The organism is Paenibacillus sp. LC231 (assembly GCF_001860525.1).
Taxonomy (GTDB): domain Bacteria; phylum Bacillota; class Bacilli; order Paenibacillales; family Paenibacillaceae; genus Paenibacillus_AQ.
This window is the reverse complement of sequence record NZ_JFOM01000044.1, coordinates 177,383-196,263: the sequence shown is the minus strand read 5'-3', so window position 1 is coordinate 196,263 and position 18,881 is coordinate 177,383. Positions and strand designations below refer to the sequence as shown.

At 50.7% G+C, this 18,881-nt stretch carries 16 protein-coding genes and 1 other annotated feature; of the genes, 3 read left to right on the top strand and 13 right to left on the bottom strand.

The features are described 5' to 3' along the window. Nucleotides 1-129 precede the first annotated feature (129 nt). Genes AK95_RS24520 through AK95_RS24510 form a run of 3 tightly spaced genes read right to left on the bottom strand, consistent with a single transcriptional unit; the run spans nt 130 to nt 4,849 of the window. Nucleotides 130-2,742, bottom strand: coding sequence for a metallophosphoesterase (locus AK95_RS24520; RefSeq protein WP_071222538.1), 2,613 nt, complete (start codon nt 2,740-2,742; stop codon nt 130-132). A 4-nt stretch (nt 2,743-2,746) separates the two neighbouring features. Next, a complete protein-coding gene (locus AK95_RS24515; protein WP_071222536.1) occupies nt 2,747-4,012 on the bottom strand; it encodes a methyltransferase domain-containing protein in 1,266 nt (421 codons plus the stop codon). A gap of 18 nt (nt 4,013-4,030) precedes the next feature. Continuing rightward, nucleotides 4,031-4,849, bottom strand: a complete 819-nt coding sequence (locus AK95_RS24510) for a nucleotidyltransferase domain-containing protein (protein ID WP_071222726.1) — start codon at nt 4,847-4,849, stop codon at nt 4,031-4,033. A gap of 203 nt (nt 4,850-5,052) precedes the next feature. Between AK95_RS24510 and AK95_RS24505 the strand changes: the two genes are divergently transcribed. Together AK95_RS24505 and AK95_RS24500 are read left to right on the top strand one after the other, a co-directional pair. Next, nucleotides 5,053-6,384, top strand: a complete 1,332-nt coding sequence (locus AK95_RS24505) for a helix-turn-helix transcriptional regulator (RefSeq protein ID WP_071222534.1) — start codon at nt 5,053-5,055, stop codon at nt 6,382-6,384. Then, the gene (locus tag AK95_RS24500; RefSeq protein ID WP_071222532.1) at nt 6,353-7,168 is read left to right on the top strand and encodes a WYL domain-containing protein; all 816 of its coding nucleotides are present in this window, start codon (nt 6,353-6,355) and stop codon (nt 7,166-7,168) included. Before AK95_RS24505 ends, AK95_RS24500 begins: the two co-directional genes overlap by 32 nt. A gap of 165 nt (nt 7,169-7,333) precedes the next feature. Here the strand turns inward: AK95_RS24500 and tatC are convergent, their stop codons facing one another. The 5 genes from tatC to AK95_RS24475 form a co-directional block, all read right to left on the bottom strand. Beyond that, nucleotides 7,334-8,113 (bottom strand): twin-arginine translocase subunit TatC, encoded by a 780-nt coding sequence (tatC, locus tag AK95_RS24495; protein ID WP_071222528.1) that lies wholly within the window; start codon nt 8,111-8,113, stop codon nt 7,334-7,336. A 78-nt stretch (nt 8,114-8,191) separates the two neighbouring features. Continuing rightward, nucleotides 8,192-8,428 (bottom strand): twin-arginine translocase TatA/TatE family subunit, encoded by a 237-nt coding sequence (locus AK95_RS24490; protein WP_071222526.1) that lies wholly within the window; start codon nt 8,426-8,428, stop codon nt 8,192-8,194. 218 nt (nt 8,429-8,646) lie between these two features. After that, nucleotides 8,647-9,138 carry a MogA/MoaB family molybdenum cofactor biosynthesis protein gene (locus AK95_RS24485; protein WP_071222524.1) on the bottom strand — a complete coding sequence of 164 codons (492 nt, stop codon included), beginning with the start codon at nt 9,136-9,138 and terminating at the stop codon, nt 8,647-8,649. A gap of 49 nt (nt 9,139-9,187) precedes the next feature. Beyond that, nucleotides 9,188-9,664 (bottom strand): cyclic pyranopterin monophosphate synthase MoaC, encoded by a 477-nt coding sequence (moaC, locus tag AK95_RS24480; protein WP_071222520.1) that lies wholly within the window; start codon nt 9,662-9,664, stop codon nt 9,188-9,190. 3 nt (nt 9,665-9,667) lie between these two features. After that, nucleotides 9,668-10,315 (bottom strand): 5-formyltetrahydrofolate cyclo-ligase, encoded by a 648-nt coding sequence (locus tag AK95_RS24475; RefSeq protein WP_235613221.1) that lies wholly within the window; start codon nt 10,313-10,315, stop codon nt 9,668-9,670. A 572-nt stretch (nt 10,316-10,887) separates the two neighbouring features. On the opposite strand from AK95_RS24475, the gene AK95_RS24470 reads away from it, so the two are divergent. After that, nucleotides 10,888-12,840: an ABC-F family ATP-binding cassette domain-containing protein gene (locus AK95_RS24470; protein ID WP_071222518.1), complete on the top strand. Its 1,953-nt coding sequence runs from the start codon at nt 10,888-10,890 to the stop codon at nt 12,838-12,840. A 478-nt stretch (nt 12,841-13,318) separates the two neighbouring features. Here the strand turns inward: AK95_RS24470 and AK95_RS24465 are convergent, their stop codons facing one another. The 5 genes from AK95_RS24465 to tsaE form a co-directional block, all read right to left on the bottom strand. Beyond that, nucleotides 13,319-14,842, bottom strand: a complete 1,524-nt coding sequence (locus AK95_RS24465; RefSeq protein WP_071222516.1) for a 2-isopropylmalate synthase — start codon at nt 14,840-14,842, stop codon at nt 13,319-13,321. Between the two features lie 153 nt (nt 14,843-14,995). Continuing rightward, nucleotides 14,996-15,333, bottom strand: a binding site (T-box leader). A 520-nt stretch (nt 15,334-15,853) separates the two neighbouring features. Continuing rightward, nucleotides 15,854-16,903 (bottom strand): tRNA (adenosine(37)-N6)-threonylcarbamoyltransferase complex transferase subunit TsaD, encoded by a 1,050-nt coding sequence (tsaD, locus tag AK95_RS24455; protein WP_071222512.1) that lies wholly within the window; start codon nt 16,901-16,903, stop codon nt 15,854-15,856. Then, nucleotides 16,900-17,424, bottom strand: coding sequence for a ribosomal protein S18-alanine N-acetyltransferase (rimI, locus tag AK95_RS24450; RefSeq protein ID WP_071222510.1), 525 nt, complete (start codon nt 17,422-17,424; stop codon nt 16,900-16,902). The genes tsaD and rimI overlap by 4 nt, the downstream gene beginning before the upstream one ends. A gap of 19 nt (nt 17,425-17,443) precedes the next feature. Then, nucleotides 17,444-18,235 (bottom strand): tRNA (adenosine(37)-N6)-threonylcarbamoyltransferase complex dimerization subunit type 1 TsaB, encoded by a 792-nt coding sequence (gene tsaB, locus AK95_RS24445; RefSeq protein WP_071222509.1) that lies wholly within the window; start codon nt 18,233-18,235, stop codon nt 17,444-17,446. Beyond that, nucleotides 18,222-18,692: a tRNA (adenosine(37)-N6)-threonylcarbamoyltransferase complex ATPase subunit type 1 TsaE gene (gene tsaE / locus AK95_RS24440; RefSeq protein WP_071222507.1), complete on the bottom strand. Its 471-nt coding sequence runs from the start codon at nt 18,690-18,692 to the stop codon at nt 18,222-18,224. Before tsaE ends, tsaB begins: the two co-directional genes overlap by 14 nt. Nucleotides 18,693-18,881: the final 189 nt, after the last annotated feature.

Below are 18,881 nucleotides of genomic sequence, written 5' to 3'. Positions count from 1 at the left end.
GTACGGCTGGAACTATTGATCCAGTCATCATTCTACGAAAATAAAACAGCCCGAAATCAGGGCCTTCCCTTGGGAAGGGTCCCTCTTTCAGACTGTTTAACGTTCAGCGAAATATCCATCCCCTTCGGATTAAAGCCTAGGGTCGATTTCTTTTTCTTTCTCCATCTCGAACAGCAGCTGCATCGCAACCTCTTGGTAATCCCCGTGGCTCGGGGAAATCTCGTCATACTTTACCCCAAGCAGGCGCTTTCCAAGCTGGTGCTCGGCGATCGAAGTGCGGAGCTTCTTGTGTGTGTTTTTTTGTTTCAACAGCTTCGCGTATTTGTGCGGAAACCGGTAATCGTAACCGTAAATGATCGAGAGGTATTCGGGATTTCGCACCTTCAGGTAAGGGGCAGCGTTCTCCCGCTCCTCTTCCGGTTTGATCACAACGCCTTCCATTCGGTTCCGGGTCGTCAACGTGGAGAAGAACGCCTCCGCCTGTTCATAGCTCTCCCGCTCGCGCAAATCCAGAACCAGAATCTTGTCGTCATTCAGGAAACGGAACATGGCCGAGGTATTCATATCAGGCGTGACTTCTTCTCCGGTATCCCGAATTTGTTTCAGAATGGCGAACGGCTTGTAGTCCAATTCCGCGTCCCCCGCATAAAGTTCGAGCTGCTTCTTGTACATGCGATAAGCTTCCTCATGCTTCTCGAGCGGCACATAAGCTTTCCGAACATCCCGTATATATTTATATGATTGATAGCTGCTCGAGCCGTGCTTCTCTATAAGCGCGGATTTGGATAGTCGAAACTGTTCATGCTCAAAGCCGCTTGCGTCATAGGCTGTGAGCAGCTGAGCGTAAGCCTCTTCAAAACCCGTCTCTTTCAGAAACCTTGTTTCCGACTCAAGCGCAGCCGCAATCGGTTGAAACTGCCTGTCGATCAGGCCTTTCCCGAGTGCCTTCCATGGCAGCAGCTCCCCATCCAAAAGCATCATCTCGATGCCTTCGGTCTGCATATGAGGCGAGAATCTCTCCAGCAGCCGTTCGTACACCGAAGATAAATCAATCCCGCTGATTCGGTAACCGTTACGGCTGGCGGCATAACAGCGCTCCAGGTCCCGGAACAGATAGATGCTGCATCTGGAGCCCATGTATTTAGGCTGGAGCACCACATGTTCAATCCCTTGGTCCTTGTAATAATCGAGTCCTCTTGCAAGGGACTCCAGTTCTCCAGTAGCCAAATCCTTATCCGCCGGCGACATCGTTCCGGAAATAAAATTGATTTTATGCTCCGCGCAATACAACAATCTTCGCTGGGCTTCGCGGTCTAAATCCCGGAGATCGATGCTGCTGCGCTCTGATCTAGCAAACAAATCCGGTAATTGTTCATGAAGGAACGCAGGATCTTGTTCCCTAAACGGCGACTTAAAGCTGCGATAGACCGGTTTTTGGCCGATTTGAACGGCCGTCAGCATATGCCCGTGCACGCTTCCCGTATCGATGTGAATTTTGTTCTTGATCCGAAACGGTCTCACCGCGGCGACATGACCGAACACATGGTAAGGATGATTGCTGACCGCTTCTTCGCTTAAGAATAGAAGCTGCTGCTCTGTCGTGACTTCCGGGTTGCTCCGATCCAGACGGAAGGAACGCTGATGGCGCAGGGAATTCGAGTCGAGTTTGCCGACATATTTATTCCGGCAAGGAGCATGGGTTACGTAATAGGAAGGTCCGTGCTGACCCACATATCGATAAAATGGCTTAGCCCGGCCTACAAGTTCATCGAAGCGCTGGCGCAGCGCTTCATCTTGGCCTAACGTTTCCGTAGAATCAAAGTAGGAACGAAGCAGCTCCGGCTCGGCCCCCTTGATCTCTCCCTTCAGGTACTTATAAACGAAGTTCTCATGATTCCCCATAACGAAAAGGAAATGCTCCATATTGTCGTAGAGGAAATCGATCATGGCCCGGGTTTGCTTCCCTTTGTCGATCCAATCCCCGGCCAGAATGATCCGGGTGTTTCGCAGTTTCTCCGGAACGGATAACTTTCCGTCGATCGTCCCGTAACCATAACTCCTCAAAAGCCCCTGAAGCGCGTCTACACGCTCGTGCACGTCTCCGATCACAATGTATTCCATATCCTGGCTCAGAATCGAGGACAGATACTCCTCTTTATTGTCCACAATCACTTCGTAAGCGGGTTTCGCCAACCCCCCTTTGTCAAGGAAATCCTTCGTACGCACTTTATGAATGGCATCGTATCCTTCCCGTGCGAGGACGGGGAGCACCTCCTTTTTCAAGCGGCTAATATGCGTGGATATCAGCTTCTTGGAGCGATCGGAGGCGTAATAATCCTCCCGTTTCCGGTAATCAAACAGAATGGCTTCCACACGGTAGTTGTTCTCATGCGCGATTTCAAGAACCTTGCTCCGGAAATCATCGGCCAATGCCGTTGTATCCACTACAACAAAGTCAGCCTGAATCGGAAAAGAAATTGTCAATCTAAGCCGCTCAAATAATAACTGAAACGCATGCGAGCTCGCCTCCAGCATCACCTGATCGTATTTATCATAATCATAACCGAGCAGCTCCTGACGAATGGCGTCCGATGATAGGTACTGGACATTGCTCCTGTAGTTGCGCTCGGGGTATTCCCACTGCAAGGATGGAATCAGGATTTCCTTCGCAAACGTCGTTTTTCCGCACTCCGTCGGACCGACCAGCATAAAAATCGTGTGCATTTTGGTATGCAATTCCATAGCCTTACTCCCCCTTCCTCGTAACAATCATTCCCTGCGTTGTATGCATGCCGTCCACACTGTCACCGATCATCACATACTCATATTGAACGCCCAGATTCTGCAGGATTTCGTCACACCACGATCTAAACTTCTCCTGCCCCATTTCCCACTTATGATCATCATGCCTGAAACCATCGAGCTCATAATACGGGTTGAAATCGGCATTGGGCGTCGTAAGGATCAGCTTCTCGAACCGGATCTCCAGCACGACTTGGCGAATGAGGTCCGCCGCTTCCGCTTCCGGCATATGCTCGATCACTTCGGTCAAAATAACATCTACGGACTCATCGTCATACCCCTCAAGAAAGTGAGCGATCGACGGAAAGGTCACCAGATTGTCCAGCCCCTTCGCTTCCGCTTTACGCTCTACCACTTCCAGCAAAGCTTCATTAATATCTACCGCATAATAGGTTTCCTCTATTTTTCCGGCAAAAGAAAGGGCGTAAAAGCCTTCACCGCAGCCGATATCCAATATCGGCTTGTTGAATGGCAGCACTTGAGCGATGTAACTTCTGCGCTGCATAGCCGTGTTTCCATAAGCAAAATTGATGCTGTATCTAGGCGTAAACTCAAGCTCCTGCTTGAACTGCTTGAATCGATCCCGATTATTCAGAAAATTGCGCACGAACAGACTTCGTATGTAGTAGGGGGCATCGATGACATTCAGACTGCGAATGTGCTTTTCAAGCACTTTATCCGAGGTATCGAGATACTCGCTCCCGAACATTGCCAGGAACAGGCACAACACATTGACCGTATGCAGCAGATGGTACAGGCTCTTCCCGGTGGTTATGGTGAGGGTATAGCTTTTATGGGCCTCGTGCCGAAGCGAGAACGAGTATTCCTCGAGATGCTTTTGAAAAAATTCAATATAACGCGTCTTCTCAATATGAATGAGATTGATGTAAAAAACATGCTCGTGTCCCTCCGTGTCCCGTTCATCGTGCTTTTTGAAGGGAGCTGCAAAAAACTCGTTAATGGCAGCCAGCGGAAACAAAGGTGTGTTATAACGGGACACGTTCAAATACTCGAAACTCTCCCCTTGATGCTGTTTGAAGGATATTTCGTTATCCGCATCCTTGAAGTAGACGTTAAACGCAGCTGATTCGGAATACCATCCGTATGCCGTTCCTTGCCTCACGCTCCGAAGCTGCATGCCGGAGTTCGGGTTCTTCTTCATGAGAAACGAAAACTGCGGATTCGTTGATGTAACCTGTATAATTGCCAAAATGACTCTCTCCTTTCATCAAACCGTGAATGACTGCGGTCCGCCGGTTCCCCATGCTTCAACCAGCGCATCCCGAAACAAAGCATCCAGCCTTTGATCCAGATCCGTATCTTGATGCTTCTTATCCTTGGCTAGCAGCTCATATTCGTTCAATTTCTCTTCAATGAATGCATGTATGTTAGGAAGCCTCGGTTCAACATTCATCTCTTCACCTGAACGTTTGCGGAGAAGCAATTGATCAATTTCCTGTTTCAGCGCACTTCCCTGATCTAATAGGCGATTCGTAAGCAGCTCGAATTCCATGGGAGGCATCTCGTTGTAGGTTTGAATCCAGCCGCATGCCAGGATCGGACGCAGGACATAGAAATATTTTTTGATCTTAACGTCTCCCCCTTGCAAATACATCCGGTAATTGCCTTTAGCCATGTTCAGGTAGTGGTGCATGCAAGATTTAGGCGAGAACGCAAGCGGAGATATGCTGCGGATTTGCTGGGCGATGCCAAGCGTCTCCTTATACTTGATGGGGGACTCCAGCCATTCGAGCAGGGGCGGATTCGACTTGCGAAAAAGCCCCAGCGCTTTTTTCAAATCCCAACCGCTCATATCCAGCCTGTCGCTGATCGGCCGCTCAATCACATCTCGCTTGTCGAATATCGATAAATACCACTCCACGGGTCTGATATAGATAAACCTTACGTCATAATCGCTGTCTGTCGACGGAAAACCCCAGGCCCTGCTGCCTGATTCGCAGGCATACAGGATAAGGACGCCTTCCTCCCGCTCAATTCGCTCAAGTTCTTGCTGAATCGTCGAATTCATTTCCTGCGATATATTCATATCTGGTATCTCTCCTTCTGTAGCTGCCGTCTGATTTCCGATAACCTTATTGTCCTCCACACGTTCCAATTTCAACAGGGCGAAAGTATGGCGATAACAAAAAGATGTTATAATTTCCATCCTTTATGCAGTTCCCTATCCTTGCTACAATAGTTACAGACAGCATCACGTATGATCTAATATATGACTTGAAGGAGGGCGCCATGGCTCGGGAAAGCTTCGATAAAGAAATCCAGTTCCTTCGCATTCTGGCGCTGGCCGGAGGAGCATACAACCGGCAACAACTGGCCGATCGACTCGGTATTTCGGTACATACCTATGACAAAACGCTTCGAAATTTAAAAAATAGGATTGAATCGCTTCAGCCGCAGCTCTCGGAAGAACAAAGTCTCACCCTATCCGAAGGCCTGCGCTATTCATACTATGAAACCGCAGATCCGCTCCTGCTGCTGCTGTTCCGCGGCAAATCGCTTAAGGCATCGGAAAGCTTGAGGCTGTCCACGATCCTCACCCAGCTGCAGCATCAGCAGTTAACCGCCAAAGAACTAATCGACCTATGCGGCGATCACTTGCCTGACGGGGAGTCTCTGCCGGATGAGAAGACGATCCGCGGAGATCTCAGATACCTGGAGGAAGTCGGAGTCATCGTGAAGACAGGCACAGACCGGCCTTACCGTTACAGGGGCGCCTGTGATCTGATCGATTCGTTGTCGGATGACGAGCTGCTTGATCTCTACGACTATGTGGACGTCATGTCGAATACGCAGCTCCCGTCCGTGCAGGGTTATATGCTCAGGGATAACTTAAAGCGGGCTTTGCGGAAGCGTGACATCGCTGCGCACTCAACCGCTGCTTATATTTATAAATATCATTATCCTTCACGTATATTGGACGAAGCGCATCTGCATACCATTTTTCAGGCCATTACCAAAAGAGCTAGAATCCGTTTCCTGTACTTATCACCCAAAAGCACTTCACGCTATGCTTCCCAAAATACGAATCCGCTGTTCCACAGGGAGTCCAAAGGGCTTCGGGAAACGGTGCTGCCGCTGCGCGTGATATATGACCATCAATACGGCCGTTGGTATCTGATCGGTTATAACGGCAGACAAGGTCTCATGAAGTTTCGTATGGAGGGATTGACTCAGATCGAAGAAGGCGATGTGGTTGAGGAAGAGGTCTTCCAGCAGCGCCTGGAGGAAGTGCTGGCCGAATTCGAGAATAGTTGGGTTACCGATACCCGTAATCCCACCAAGGTTGTGGCCAGATTTTTTAATCCGGCGGACAGCAAAGTGAATTTCGTGCTGAACCGGGTTAAGGCGCAAGGGCAATGGGGGACCGTTACGATAGAATCCGACGATTCATTTCTATATGAAATCGAAGTGAACGGCACCAGCGAAATCAAGCCCTGGCTCCGGAGCTTCGGCTCCAGCTGCGAGGTGCTCAAGCCCCGCTCCCTTCGCCTGGAGTTCATCAAGGAATGGAAGGAGATTGCCGCTTACTATGAGCCAGAATCCGTTCGAGAAAATTTTTAATTATCAGATTATGACGCGGCTTGAGGAAACCGACTCGATTGCCATAACCGCTCAAGAACGGGGATGGCTCAAGATGATGCTGGTGCATCCTGAGGCAGCTAACGCCTTTACGCCTGAAACCTTAAAGCGTCTCGAACAAATCCTTCACATGGAGCATAGCGGTGCCGAGATGAAGGAGATTATCCTGGAGAAGGCCAAGGGACAGGAACGAAGTGTGTATCATCCGCATCTTCGCATCTTGCGAAGAATGATCATGCAGGATCAGGGCTTTCGCTTAAGCTATCGAACGAAGCTCGGAGAAACGCGCAGCAATCAGTCCGGTTTCCCGTTCAAATTAGAGTATTCCATGATCAAACGGGAATGGATGCTGATCTGGTACAGCAAAAGCCGAAGAGGACTCATGTACACAAAGCTCGATCATATTCTATATATCCAAGGGACATCACTTCCGTCTTTTCGAATCGATCGCATCAAGGAACGGCTGCAGAATCTGATGGAGAATCGCGAGAAGCAAGCCCTTATTGAAATCCATCGGCGATACAATGGGGAATTGTCACGGATTCTGTACGCTTTCTCCTGTTTTGACAAGACCGTCCATTATGATGAAGATTCCGACACCTACCGCATTAAAGTCTGCTATTTGAAGGATGAGTGCGACTTTCTGCTCTCCCGTATTCGCTTTCTCGGACTGCGGGTGAAAGTCGTGAAAGGTAGCACGCTGCAGGCCAGAATGCAGGAAACCGCAGCGATGGCGCTGGCGAGATATGCTCAAGAGGAAAGTTAGGACGATATGAATAGATCCCTTTGAGACCTGGGCGAATGCACTTATGAAATTGATTACTAACCATTCTATCCTTGAACCAAAAAACAACCCGCAAACCATACTCCCGTGGAGTGGGTTCATGCGGGTTGTTCTTATTCTATACGATCCTATTTTGCAAAAAAAACGTCACTGTCCATCCTCTTCATCTACCCGTATGTACCGGCTGTCCCGTTCCATATCCGCCTCTAACTGCTTGCGGTAGATCACGGAGGACAGAAACACGCTGAATTCGTACAGCAGCAGCAGTGGAATCGTGACCAGGAAATCCGATATGAAGTCCGGCGGCGTAATGACAACCGCGATGAATACGAGCGCGAAATACGCGAGTTTGCGCATTTTTCGAAGCCGCAGCGGATTCAGAATGCGAATTTTCGTTAAGAACATCACCACAAGCGGCAGTTCAAACAGCAAGGCCAGCGGCAATACGAGATTGAACATAAAATTCAAGTAATTGGTAATTCCGTAGGTTTCCTGAAGCCCCATGCTCTGGGTAATCGTTGTCGTGAATGACAGCGTCATCGGAAACACGACGTAATATCCGAACGTGATCCCTACAATGAACAGAAGAAACGCATAAGGTACATAACGAATGGCCGCTTTCTGCTCTTCTTTGCGAAGTCCCGGCTTGACGAACGCCCACAGCTGATAGAAGATCAGCGGAACGGAAATGACAAGCGAGAAAATGGCAGCGATTTTCATATAGATCCCGATACCATCCCAGAAGGAGAAGGCGTGCAGTTCAAAGTTCTTGGCTTCTTCAGCCGCCGTCAAATAATGATAGATCGGGTCCGCAACAAAAAGCCCGCCGATCAAACCCGCTACGAATACCACGAGCACAATAATAATTCGTTTGCGAAGCTCGCCCAAATGCTCCACAAGCGCCATATCTTTCACTTGCTCCGACAAGTTAACCACCACCCTGTATGTGACCCTGACAAAACAAAATCCCTCCCGAAGGAAGGGACTTCAAGCCTTGCTTTATTTCTATTCCGGAAGACGCTTGTCTTCAACCTTGGTTGGCTCAGCGACAACGGCTTGTTGGGGAGCCTCTTCTTTCTTCTTCGCCGGTGCATCGTCAGCAATAATCTCCCGCGCACCGTCCTTAAACTCACGGAATGTTCTTCCGACCGCACGTCCAAGTTCAGGAAGCTTGTTCGGTCCGAACAAGAGCAGCGCCAAAATAACGAGCAAAATAATACCCGGCACTCCAATTCCACTCATATCTATTCTCCTCCTCGTCCTGCTCAATGCCTTTAAAAGGACTTCAGGATGATCTAAATCCGTCATGCCTTGCACTACAACAGGTGTTAACTAATGACCATAATCCGACTACAGCAATTGAAACAAGCTCATATACCGCCATCATACCATAATGTAAATCACATATACAGTCTAGAAACGTGACAGATTATTTACATAATTATCTAATAAGATGTCCCTTAGAGCTGCTCCCGGTACTGGCCCGTTACCATTAGCAGCGCCTCCGGAAGCTGATCCATAACCGCCGCCAAATTCTCGTGCACACCTTTGGGCGAACCCGGGAGATTGACAATCAAGGTACGGCCGCGGACGCCGCATACGCCCCGAAACAGCATCGCACTCCGATTCTTCTGCATGACGGTAGCGCGCATCGCTTCCGCAATGCCCGGCACTTCGCGTTCGATGACCCGCTTGGTCGCCTCTGGCGTAACATCCCGGACCGCCAGCTCTGTTCCACCAGTCGTGAGGACAAGGTCCACTTGATAATAATCCGTAAGTTCGATCAATGCCGCAATAATCTCATCCGGCTCGTCCGGTACGATCCGGTATTCAATAATTTCTCCGCTCAGCTCTTCCTCCACCAATTCCCGGATCACTTGAGCGCTCGTATCCTCGCGTTCCCCCCGCGAACCTTTGTCGCTCGCCGTCAGGATCGCCGTTTTCCACACCATCTGCCCTCTCTCCTTCCCACTCGTCCGAATCTCCTATCTCTATGCAATCCTATGTTGTTTCTTGTATGTAATCCCCGCTCTTCCCTCCGGTTTTGCTTACCAGGTAGGTCGGGCCGATGACCATGTCTTTTTGCAAGGCTTTGCACATGTCATAGACCGTCAGCGCAGCGGCGGAAGCTGCTGTCAAAGCTTCCATTTCAACACCGGTTTTGCCTGTGGTCTTCACAGTCGTTTCTATATATAACTCATCTCTAGCATTATCGCTGAACTCCACATTCACGCCGGTCAACGGTAGCGGATGACACATGGGAATCCAGTTTGACGTGTTTTTGGCAGCCATGATAGCCGCAACCTGCGCTACGGCAAGCACATCTCCCTTGCCGATCTTCCCTTCCTGGATACGAATCAGCGTATCCGGGTGCATACGAACCGTAGTCTTCGCTACCGCTGTCCGGGCGGTTACATCTTTATCACTGACATCCACCATGCGTGCTCTGCCTTGGCCGTTAAAATGACTCAATTCCATCTCTTATCCCTCCGCTGCAGGTCTGGCTGTTTCCGAATGTCCCAGTTCCGTAACCAAACCGTCCAATACCCGATCATGTTCTTCCATAGGGACATGCTCCAAGACTTGAACCTCGTAGCCAATTCCCATCCACAAAGGTTCACCGATCTGAGCGTTGTCTTGTGCTCCCTGACTAAGCCTGTCCGAGAGCCGGTCATAATAACCGCCTCCGTATCCAAGTCTTCCGCCATTCCTGTCAAACGCAAGCCCGGGCACCCAGATGATATCAGGTCCGGGATGATTCCATTTCTGCGACCGCAACGGATCTGGCTCTGGAATACCGTAAGCTCCGGGAATCAGCTCATTCCATGCCTGAAGCTTATACAATTCCATCGAACGGTCTTGGGGCAGACTTCGGGGAACGATAACCTGAATCCCCTGCTTCCACGCCCATTCAACCAGCGGCCGGGAATCCAGTTCGGAGCGAAAGGGGACATAAACCATCATGCTCTGAAATTGAAACCGATTCATGACCTCTGAAGCAAACTTGCAGGCTTGCTTCGAACGCTTCGAACGCTCTTGCCCGGATAACTCATCCCTGCGTAATGTCATCACTTTGCGCAGGGCTTTCTTTGCGGATACCCGCTTCAATTCTTCCTCAGGGTTCAACACGTGATCTTTCCTCTCACGCTTATAATTAATTTTAGTTTACCACTGTTCCTTCCTTTAGCCAAGAATGCCGGAAGTCGCCAATCATGGTCGATTGTTCGGCCATTTTCATGTACACTTACTTTATGATATCAGAACGTATAAACTTCAAAGCATGACCACACTGAGAATGTACGTCGGTAAACGTTTTTCTTAAGAGATAAGATTGTTTATACATCAGAGGCTACCTCCTTATCTCGCAAGAAAAACTTCCGCTATATGCGGTCTATCTACTAGGAATGTACGTCGGTAAACGTTTTTCTTAAGAGATAAGATTGTTTATACATCAGAGGCTACCTCCTTATCTCGCAAGAAAAACTTCCGCTATAAGCGGTCTGTCTTCTGAGAATGTACGTCGGTAAACGTTTTTCTTAAGAGATAAGAATGTATATACATCAGTAGCTACCTTCCTTATCTCGCAAGAAAAACTTCCGCTATATGCGGTCTATCTACTAGGAATGTACGTCGGTAAACGTTTTTCTTATAATGAAGAATTAATGGTACAAACATATAGAATGATGGAGGTTTCACATAACATGCTGCTGCAAGCCAATGGCATTACGAAATTATACGGAGTTACGCCCGTCCTTGACGGGATCAATCTGCAGGTGCTTGAACGCGAAAGAATCGGTCTTGTCGGAGTCAATGGAGCCGGGAAATCGACCCTGCTCAAAATTTTAGCAGGCGAGATGTCTTATGATGGCGGACAAATCTTCAAGGCAAAGGAAACCACCGTTGGCTATCTTGCCCAAAACAGCGGGCTTCAGTCCGATTCGTCGATATGGAACGAGATGCTGGATGTCTTCGCTCCCCTTTTGGAGATGGAGCGCGAGCTGCGTCAGATGGAGGAACAAATTGCCGACCCGAAGTTGAGCGAGGATCCGAAGAAATATCAGGAGCTTCTGGATCGTTATGCGATCCGTTCGGACTGGTTCAAGGATCAGGGCGGTTATGAGATCGAAACACGTATCCGCAGCGTCCTTCACGGCATGGGATTTGGCAGTTTTTCGCCGGACACCTCCATTGCCACATTAAGCGGCGGGCAGAAGACAAGGCTGGCGCTTGCAAAAATATTGCTGCAGGCACCTGACCTGCTCATGCTGGATGAACCGACCAACCATCTGGATATCGCGACCCTCACCTGGCTGGAGGATTATCTGCGCGGCTATTCCGGTTCCTTGCTGGTCGTTTCCCACGACCGCTATTTCCTGGATCGGCTGGTAACGACCATCGTTGAGATCGAACGCCGTCATTCCAAAAAATATACGGGCAACTACAGCCGGTATATTGAGCTGAAGGCAGCGGAATACGAATCCCAACTAAAGCAGTACGAGAAGCAGCAGGATGAGATTTCCCGGATGGAGACCTTCATTCAGCGGAATCTGGTCCGGGCCTCCACGACCAAGCGCGCACAGAGCCGTCGCAAAGCGTTGGATAAAATGGAAAGGCTGGACAAACCGCTGGGGGATCTGAAGAAAGCACACTTTTCTTTTGAAGCCGAGTATATGTCAGGTAAGGATGTGCTTCACGTGCGGGATCTGGCGCTTGCGTTCGAGCAGGACAAGCCATTGTTCCGTCAGGTTTCCTTTGATCTCAGCCGCGGGGAAACCGTAGCTTTAATCGGACCCAACGGGGTTGGCAAATCGACGCTCCTGAAATGCCTGATCGGTACTATGAAGCCAACAGCCGGATCGCTGCAATGGGGTACAAAAGTCAAGATCGGCTATTACGATCAAGAGCAATCCGAGCTGAATCCAAGCAATACGGTTCTGGAAGAGCTATGGGGCACCTATCCGCATATGGAGGAAGCCCGCATCCGCACCGTTCTGGGCAACTTCCTCTTCAGCGGCGAAGATGTGCTCAAGAAGATCAGTTCCTTAAGCGGCGGGGAAAAGGCACGCGTATCGCTTGCCAAGCTGATGCTCCTGGAAGCCAACATGCTCATCTTGGATGAGCCGACGAACCATCTGGACTTATTTGCAAAAGAGGTTCTTGAGTCAGCACTCATGGATTACGAAGGCACTTTATTGTTCATATCCCATGACCGTTACTTCCTTAACAAAATGGCCGAGCGCATCATCGAGCTTCATCCGGACGGCATTCAACATTTCCTGGGTAATTATGACGACTATACGGAGAAAAAGCAGGAAATTCTCGATATGAATGACGAACCTTCCGAGCCGTTTGCTCGTCACACCCTGAAACAGGAAGGAAAAGCCGAAACTGCCATCGAGAAACAGGGAGCCGTTTCCTTTGAAGCCGAGAAACAAGCCAAACGGGAGGAACGGAACCGTCAGCGCAAGCTCGCAAGTCTGGAAGAGCAAATCCATGCTTTGGAATCGGACATAACCGAGTTAGAGGCCGAGATGACCCTGCCGGAGATCTATCAGGATTATATGGCACTCCAAGAACGCCAGCAGTCGTTAGAGGAGAAAAAGAGTCAGCTTGAGCAAATTTTTGCCGAATGGGAGTCATTGCTGGAAGATTAAAAAAAAGTTCACAAAAGTGTTTCAAATGGAGTTTTGCATTTATACACAAACTTATCCCCAAGAATGGTGCATAAGTTTACCATGAAAATGGCCGAAACGGCCATTTTTTTGTTGTTATACGCGCACTCCTGGTCCTATATCCAGCTTTATCCACTAAGTTATTCACATTATCCACAGTTTCCACCGAAAAATTTGAAAATCCTGTCCCCTCTTTTCAGCCTCTTGCAAAAGACCGATTTATCGACATTTTTCTCGCTTATACACATTTTTTGGCGAATATGTGGATAACGTTGTTCACAACTTGACAGAATTATATGTCTTATATACTGGACTTCTATATAGACTTATCTCTTGTTATCGGCAAGTTTTATCGAGCTTGATTATGAAAAAGCGACCCTCCTCCATCCGGTTCGGAAGGTCGCTTATGCCATCAATCATAGAAGCGTTAGACGCTAAGGTTCCCTATTGAGCTTTTCGTCTAGACCGACATCAACGCCGAGTTGCATGCGGCAACGTATGCCAGGCCTGCGGCCATAACGATATCCTGATGCACAGCCGTGCCGCGGAAGATCTTGCCCGCCTTCTCAACCGTGACCGCCGCTTCGGCATGCGCGTCTTCGCCGCTGCTTAACGAGTGGAGCTCCAGATCTCCAAAGCGGATATCGCTGCTAATTCCTTGGCTGATTGCCGAGATAACGGCTTGCACCGGACCTTGCGCCACGCTGGAGTAGGTGGCTTCCGTTTGCTCGCTCAGATGACGCAGCGTGACGGCCGCGACCCGGCTGCTGCCCGTTCCCGAGATGACCTGTGCCTCGGCTAGCTCATATACTTGGGCTGGTTTGCCCAAAGTACTGCTCACCATTTGCAGCAGCTGATCATCGCTGACCACCTTCTGACGATCAGCCGTCTCCTTGAAGGTATCGTACAAGGACTCCATCTCGTCTCCATCAAGCTGAACACCGTACCGGGCAAGACGATCCTTCAGCGCATGACGACCGGAATGCTTGCCCAGCACAATCATGCTCCGCGGAATCCCCAGCTTCTCCGGATCCATAATCTCGTAGGTGCTTCGATCCTTCAGCAGACCGTCCTGGTGGATGCCGGACTCATGCTGGAAGGCGTTCCTGCCGACTACAGGTTTATTAAAAGCGATCGGAAAATGCATCGCGCCACTAACGAGACGAGATACTTCATACAGCTTCTCGGCCGTAATGCCCGTCTCTGCCCGCAGCATGTCACCCCGGGTAGATAGAGCCATGACCAGCTCCTCCAGTGCGCAGTTGCCTGTACGCTCGCCTACCCCATTCACGGTAACCTCGATTTGGCTGGCGCCATTCTCAATCGCGGCCAGGCTGTTGGCCACAGCCAAACCAAGATCATTGTGGCAGTGGGCGCTATAGGCGACCGTCTTTCCGCCACGAGCGCCTTCCCGCACACGTCGGAACATCTCGCCGTATTCATTCGGAAGCGCATATCCCACCGTATCGGGCAGATTGATTATCGTTGCACCCTCTTCAATGACGGCCTCCACCATCTCAATCAAGTCGTCAATACCGGTACGCGAGGCATCCATCGCCGTAAATTCCACCACGTCGCTGAACTGCTTCGCATAAGCTGTCATCTCACGTGCCCTTGCCACTACATCCGGACGACTCATGCGCAGCTGGTGGCGAAGATGGATGTCGGAAGACGAAATAAACAGATGGATTCGCCTTCTGGCCGCATCCTGGGTGGCCTTGACGGCAGCATCAATATCCCCTTTAACGGCCCGCGCGAATCCGCATATCTCGACCTGCTGCAGCTGTCTCGAGATGGCCTGCACAGCGGCAAACTCCCCGGGACTGGACACCGGAAATCCGGGTTCCATCACATCAACGCCCAGCTCAGCCAGCTTTCCGGCCAGCGCAATTTTCTGTTCTGGCTGCAGGCTTGCTCCCGGGGCCTGTTCCCCGTCCCGCAACGTTGTATCGAATATTTGAATGGTTCTCATGGATTCACTCATTTTGCATACTCCTCCTTGGTATTGGTATAACCCGATTTCCTACGGGAACGTTGTTTAATCTGTTCCATATGTTCGCTTTACGTCCGCACGTCGACTTGCGTCCGCATCCCACCCTGCTGCTGCCGGCAGCAAAAAAGCCCGCCATCTCTTCATATAAGAGACGACGGGCTTAGACCCTCCGTGGTACCACTCTAATTGACGCGCCTAAGTTCGCAGCTGTTCTTCCGCGACATATACACGTCCACTCATGTCCATCTCCTCATACCGGCCGGTCATGAAGAGAATGGACGTCCTGATGACGGAGGAAACTCCGTAAGAGAGTACAGCTGCATTCAGGGTCGTTGGGCTGACTAACTCCATCAACCGATGCTTGCTGCTGTTCCCCTCTTCCGCTCCCGGGCGAGATTCGAAGGTTGCTGCCGCTGCGTTACACCAAACTCGCAGCTCTCTGTAGACGGCTCCCTTTTACTGCTCCCGTTCATTGCGTTTATTCGATATGTTGTTATGCTGACTATCATATCCTTCGGATCACTATATCCGGAGATTCCGCTTTTATCTGCGGATTGGAAGTGAAGCTCTTTATCAGATTGATTAGCACTTAGCTGTCCAAGCATGCAAAAAAGCCTGCCATCTCTTATTCAAGAGACGACAGGCTATCCTATCGCGGTACCACTCTTGTTGACTCTAAGCTCCCGGGAACATCCTGCTGTCTCCCGGACCTAAAGCCCCCTCAGATCGCCAAATCACAAATGATCTGTGCGCAGCCATTCTCACGGAGGCCATCCCGTAGCAAGGTCAAACTCCGCAATCCAATCCGTGCCTGACCGGCACTTCACTGCGCAAGGTTCCCCAGCTCCGCTCCCAGGTGAGTTCAGGTCCCTCTCGTCTGCGTTGCACCGTCCCGCAGCTCTCTTCATCCAAGGTTCACCTTACTGGTCCTGTTCTTCGCGTTTCAACATTCTGGAATTTGATCAAGATTATACGTCCTATACAAAGACGTGTCAAGCGTCTCTAGTTTGACGGCTCCGCCCATAGCTCCAGCGACATTTGCGGGTCGGCTTTCATATCGAGCGGCGTAAAGCTCTCCTGCTTCCATTTCAGATGCGCCGCGGCAGCAATCATCGCTCCGTTATCGGTACAATACTGAAATGGCGGGATCGTCAGCAATATCCCTTCCTGCTCGCAGCGTTCAGCCAAGGCTTTACGGAGTCCGCGATTGGCGGCAACGCCGCCGCACAGCAGCAGCTGCTTGGCATCATATGCTCTGACCGCACGAACCGCCTTTTCCACGAGCACTTCGACCACGGATTCCTGGAAACCCCGGGCTATCGCTTCCGTCCGGACTTCCTCACCACGCATTTTGCTCTGATTGACGACATTTAATACAGCCGATTTCAGACCGCTGAAACTGAAGTCGTAGGAATCCGGCTCCAGCCATACGCGGGGAAGCTCTACGACCTCCTCGGCCTCCAATGCCATTCGGTCGACATGCGGACCCCCGGGATACGGGAAGCCAAGCGCCCTGGCCACCTTGTCGTACGCTTCGCCAACCGCATCATCCCGCGTCCTGCCGATCAACTCAAAGCTGCCTTCGTCTTTCATGTAGACCAGCTCGGTGTGACCGCCGGAAACAACCAGCGCCATGCAAGGGTAAGCGATATCGCCCACAAAACGATTGGCATAGATATGACCCGCAATATGATGTGTTCCAATCAGCGGCTTGCCAAGCGCAAACGCCAGGCTTTTAGCAGCCATAACGCCAACGAGAAGCGCTCCAACCAAGCCTGGACCCTGCGTTACGGCGATCGCCGACAAATCCTTCATTTCAATGCCGGCCTCAGCTACGGCTTGTTCAATAATGAGCGTGATACTCTCCACATGCTTGCGGGAAGCCACCTCGGGCACCACCCCGCCAAAAGCTTTATGCGTCTCAATCTGGCTGGCAATGACACTGGACAAAACCTCGCAGCCATCCTTTACAACGGCAACCGAGGTTTCATCGCAGCTCGTTTCTATCGCCAATATGCAGCTGTGCTGCCGGTCTACTCTTTCTTCATTCATGATAGCCTTTGACTTCCTTCCTCGCCATCGTCCTCCCGATAAGGGGGCAGATCTGCCCACATGATGAGTGCGTCTTCCTGATTATCGGAATAATACCCCTTCCGGACACCGGCTGGTTTAAACCCTTTTTTGATATATAAGTGCTGGGCCACGTGATTAGATACCCGGACTTCCAGCGTCATTTTCTCCATTCCCATATAGGCAGCCGTCTTCATCAATTCCGTAAGCAGACGATCGCCCCACTTGCGTCCGCGGTACTGCTCCAGCAGCGCAATATTTGTAACGTGCGCTTCATCCACGATCGTCCACATGCCTGCATATCCTACCGTTTTGCCTTCGTACTCCATAATCATATAACGTGCAAAATGATTCAGTTTCAGCTCATTGTGAAAAGCTTCCTCGGTCCAGGGCACGGTGAACGCTTCGCGCTCCACCACGAGAACCTCCGGAATATCCTCCAGGGTCATCAACCGAAAGGACAAACCGTCTTCACCATCTACCGGCTTCTTCTGCTGATCCATGACGAATCCTACGCTCCCTTCACCGCTTACGCAGCAGGTTCGCTTCCGCTTCGGAAAGCTGTGTATAATTGGGTACCAGCGTATGCACATCATCCGTTTCACCGGCGAGCAGCCTCGCTGCGCCCAAGTACCCCATCCAGCGGCCTTCGAGCGAGTACGGATGAATATGCAGCCGTTCTCCGAACCCCGGCTCAAGCCTGCGGGCGGTTTCGGCATGGAGTTCCACTTCCCCAATAAACCAAAGGCAGACCGGGCGTTCCTCTTCAGGCAGCTTGCTGATGCGTTCCTTAATGGCTTCCACCCAGGATTGCATCAGGCGAATACCGTCTGCCTCCAGACGTATCGGCGCACTCTCCTGACTCTCTGAATCGGCAGCGAATAATGCCGTGTACACCTGCCCCCGTCTTGCATCCAGCAGCGGAATGATCCAGTGGACTCCCGCCTTTGGCTCGGCTTCGTTCCATCCGGATTTCAGGCCCCCCCATGCAAGGGCATGCAGGCTGGATACCCCGACAAGCGGGATGCGATTAGCCCATGCCAATGTTTTGGCAGCCGTTACCGCAATCCGGATCCCTGTATAAGATCCCGGCCCTACTCCCACGGCAATGCCGTCCATCTGGTCCATGCCGAGGCCTGCTTCAGCAAGCGCCTGTGCCATCACCGGATGCAGATGCACCGAGTGATTGCGGTCTGCATTCGTGTTCACTTCCGACAGCAGCTTGTCCTGCTCCATCACGGATACCGCCAGCGATGCCGTAGACGTATCCAGCGCCAAAAACCGCTGCTGCGGCTTCGTGTCATTGTTGTTCATTCCAGCTACCCCATTTTTCATTCAAATCCCGGCACCACTCACCATAGGGCTCGCCCTGGCTTGAAAGTGTGATGGTCCGGTGCGTTTCGCCTGTTGTTTCAAGCTGGATATGCAGATACCGCTCAGGCAACAGCTCCGTGACCAGGCTGCTCCACTCCACGAGACAAACCCCTTCGCCAAAAAAATACTCATCCAGCCCGAGCTCATCCGCTTCATCGATCGACAAACGGTACACATCCATATGGTAGAGCGGCAAACGCCCCTCATATTCTTTAATAATCGTAAATGTCGGGCTATTCACAACCCCGTTCACACCAAGGTGCTGTGCAAATTGTTTGGAGAATGCCGTTTTTCCTGCTCCAAGATCCCCGTCCAGTCCGATGACAGTCCCTGGCTCCGCTCTAGCGGCCAGCCAAGCAGCAAGCTGCCCCGTCTCCTCCAGACTGCTTGAAATCATTCGAAACTGGCCCTCCGTACGGCCATTGTTCACTGATAACCCACCCTTTACTTAGTTTGCCCATATCTCAAAATACTTGATCTTCATTATATCGGTCCTCCCAACCCGCTGCAAGAACATGAGTTTCGCCTTCATAACTCAATTGACAAAAGAAACGCCCAATCAGGTTTCAAACACTGACACTATGTA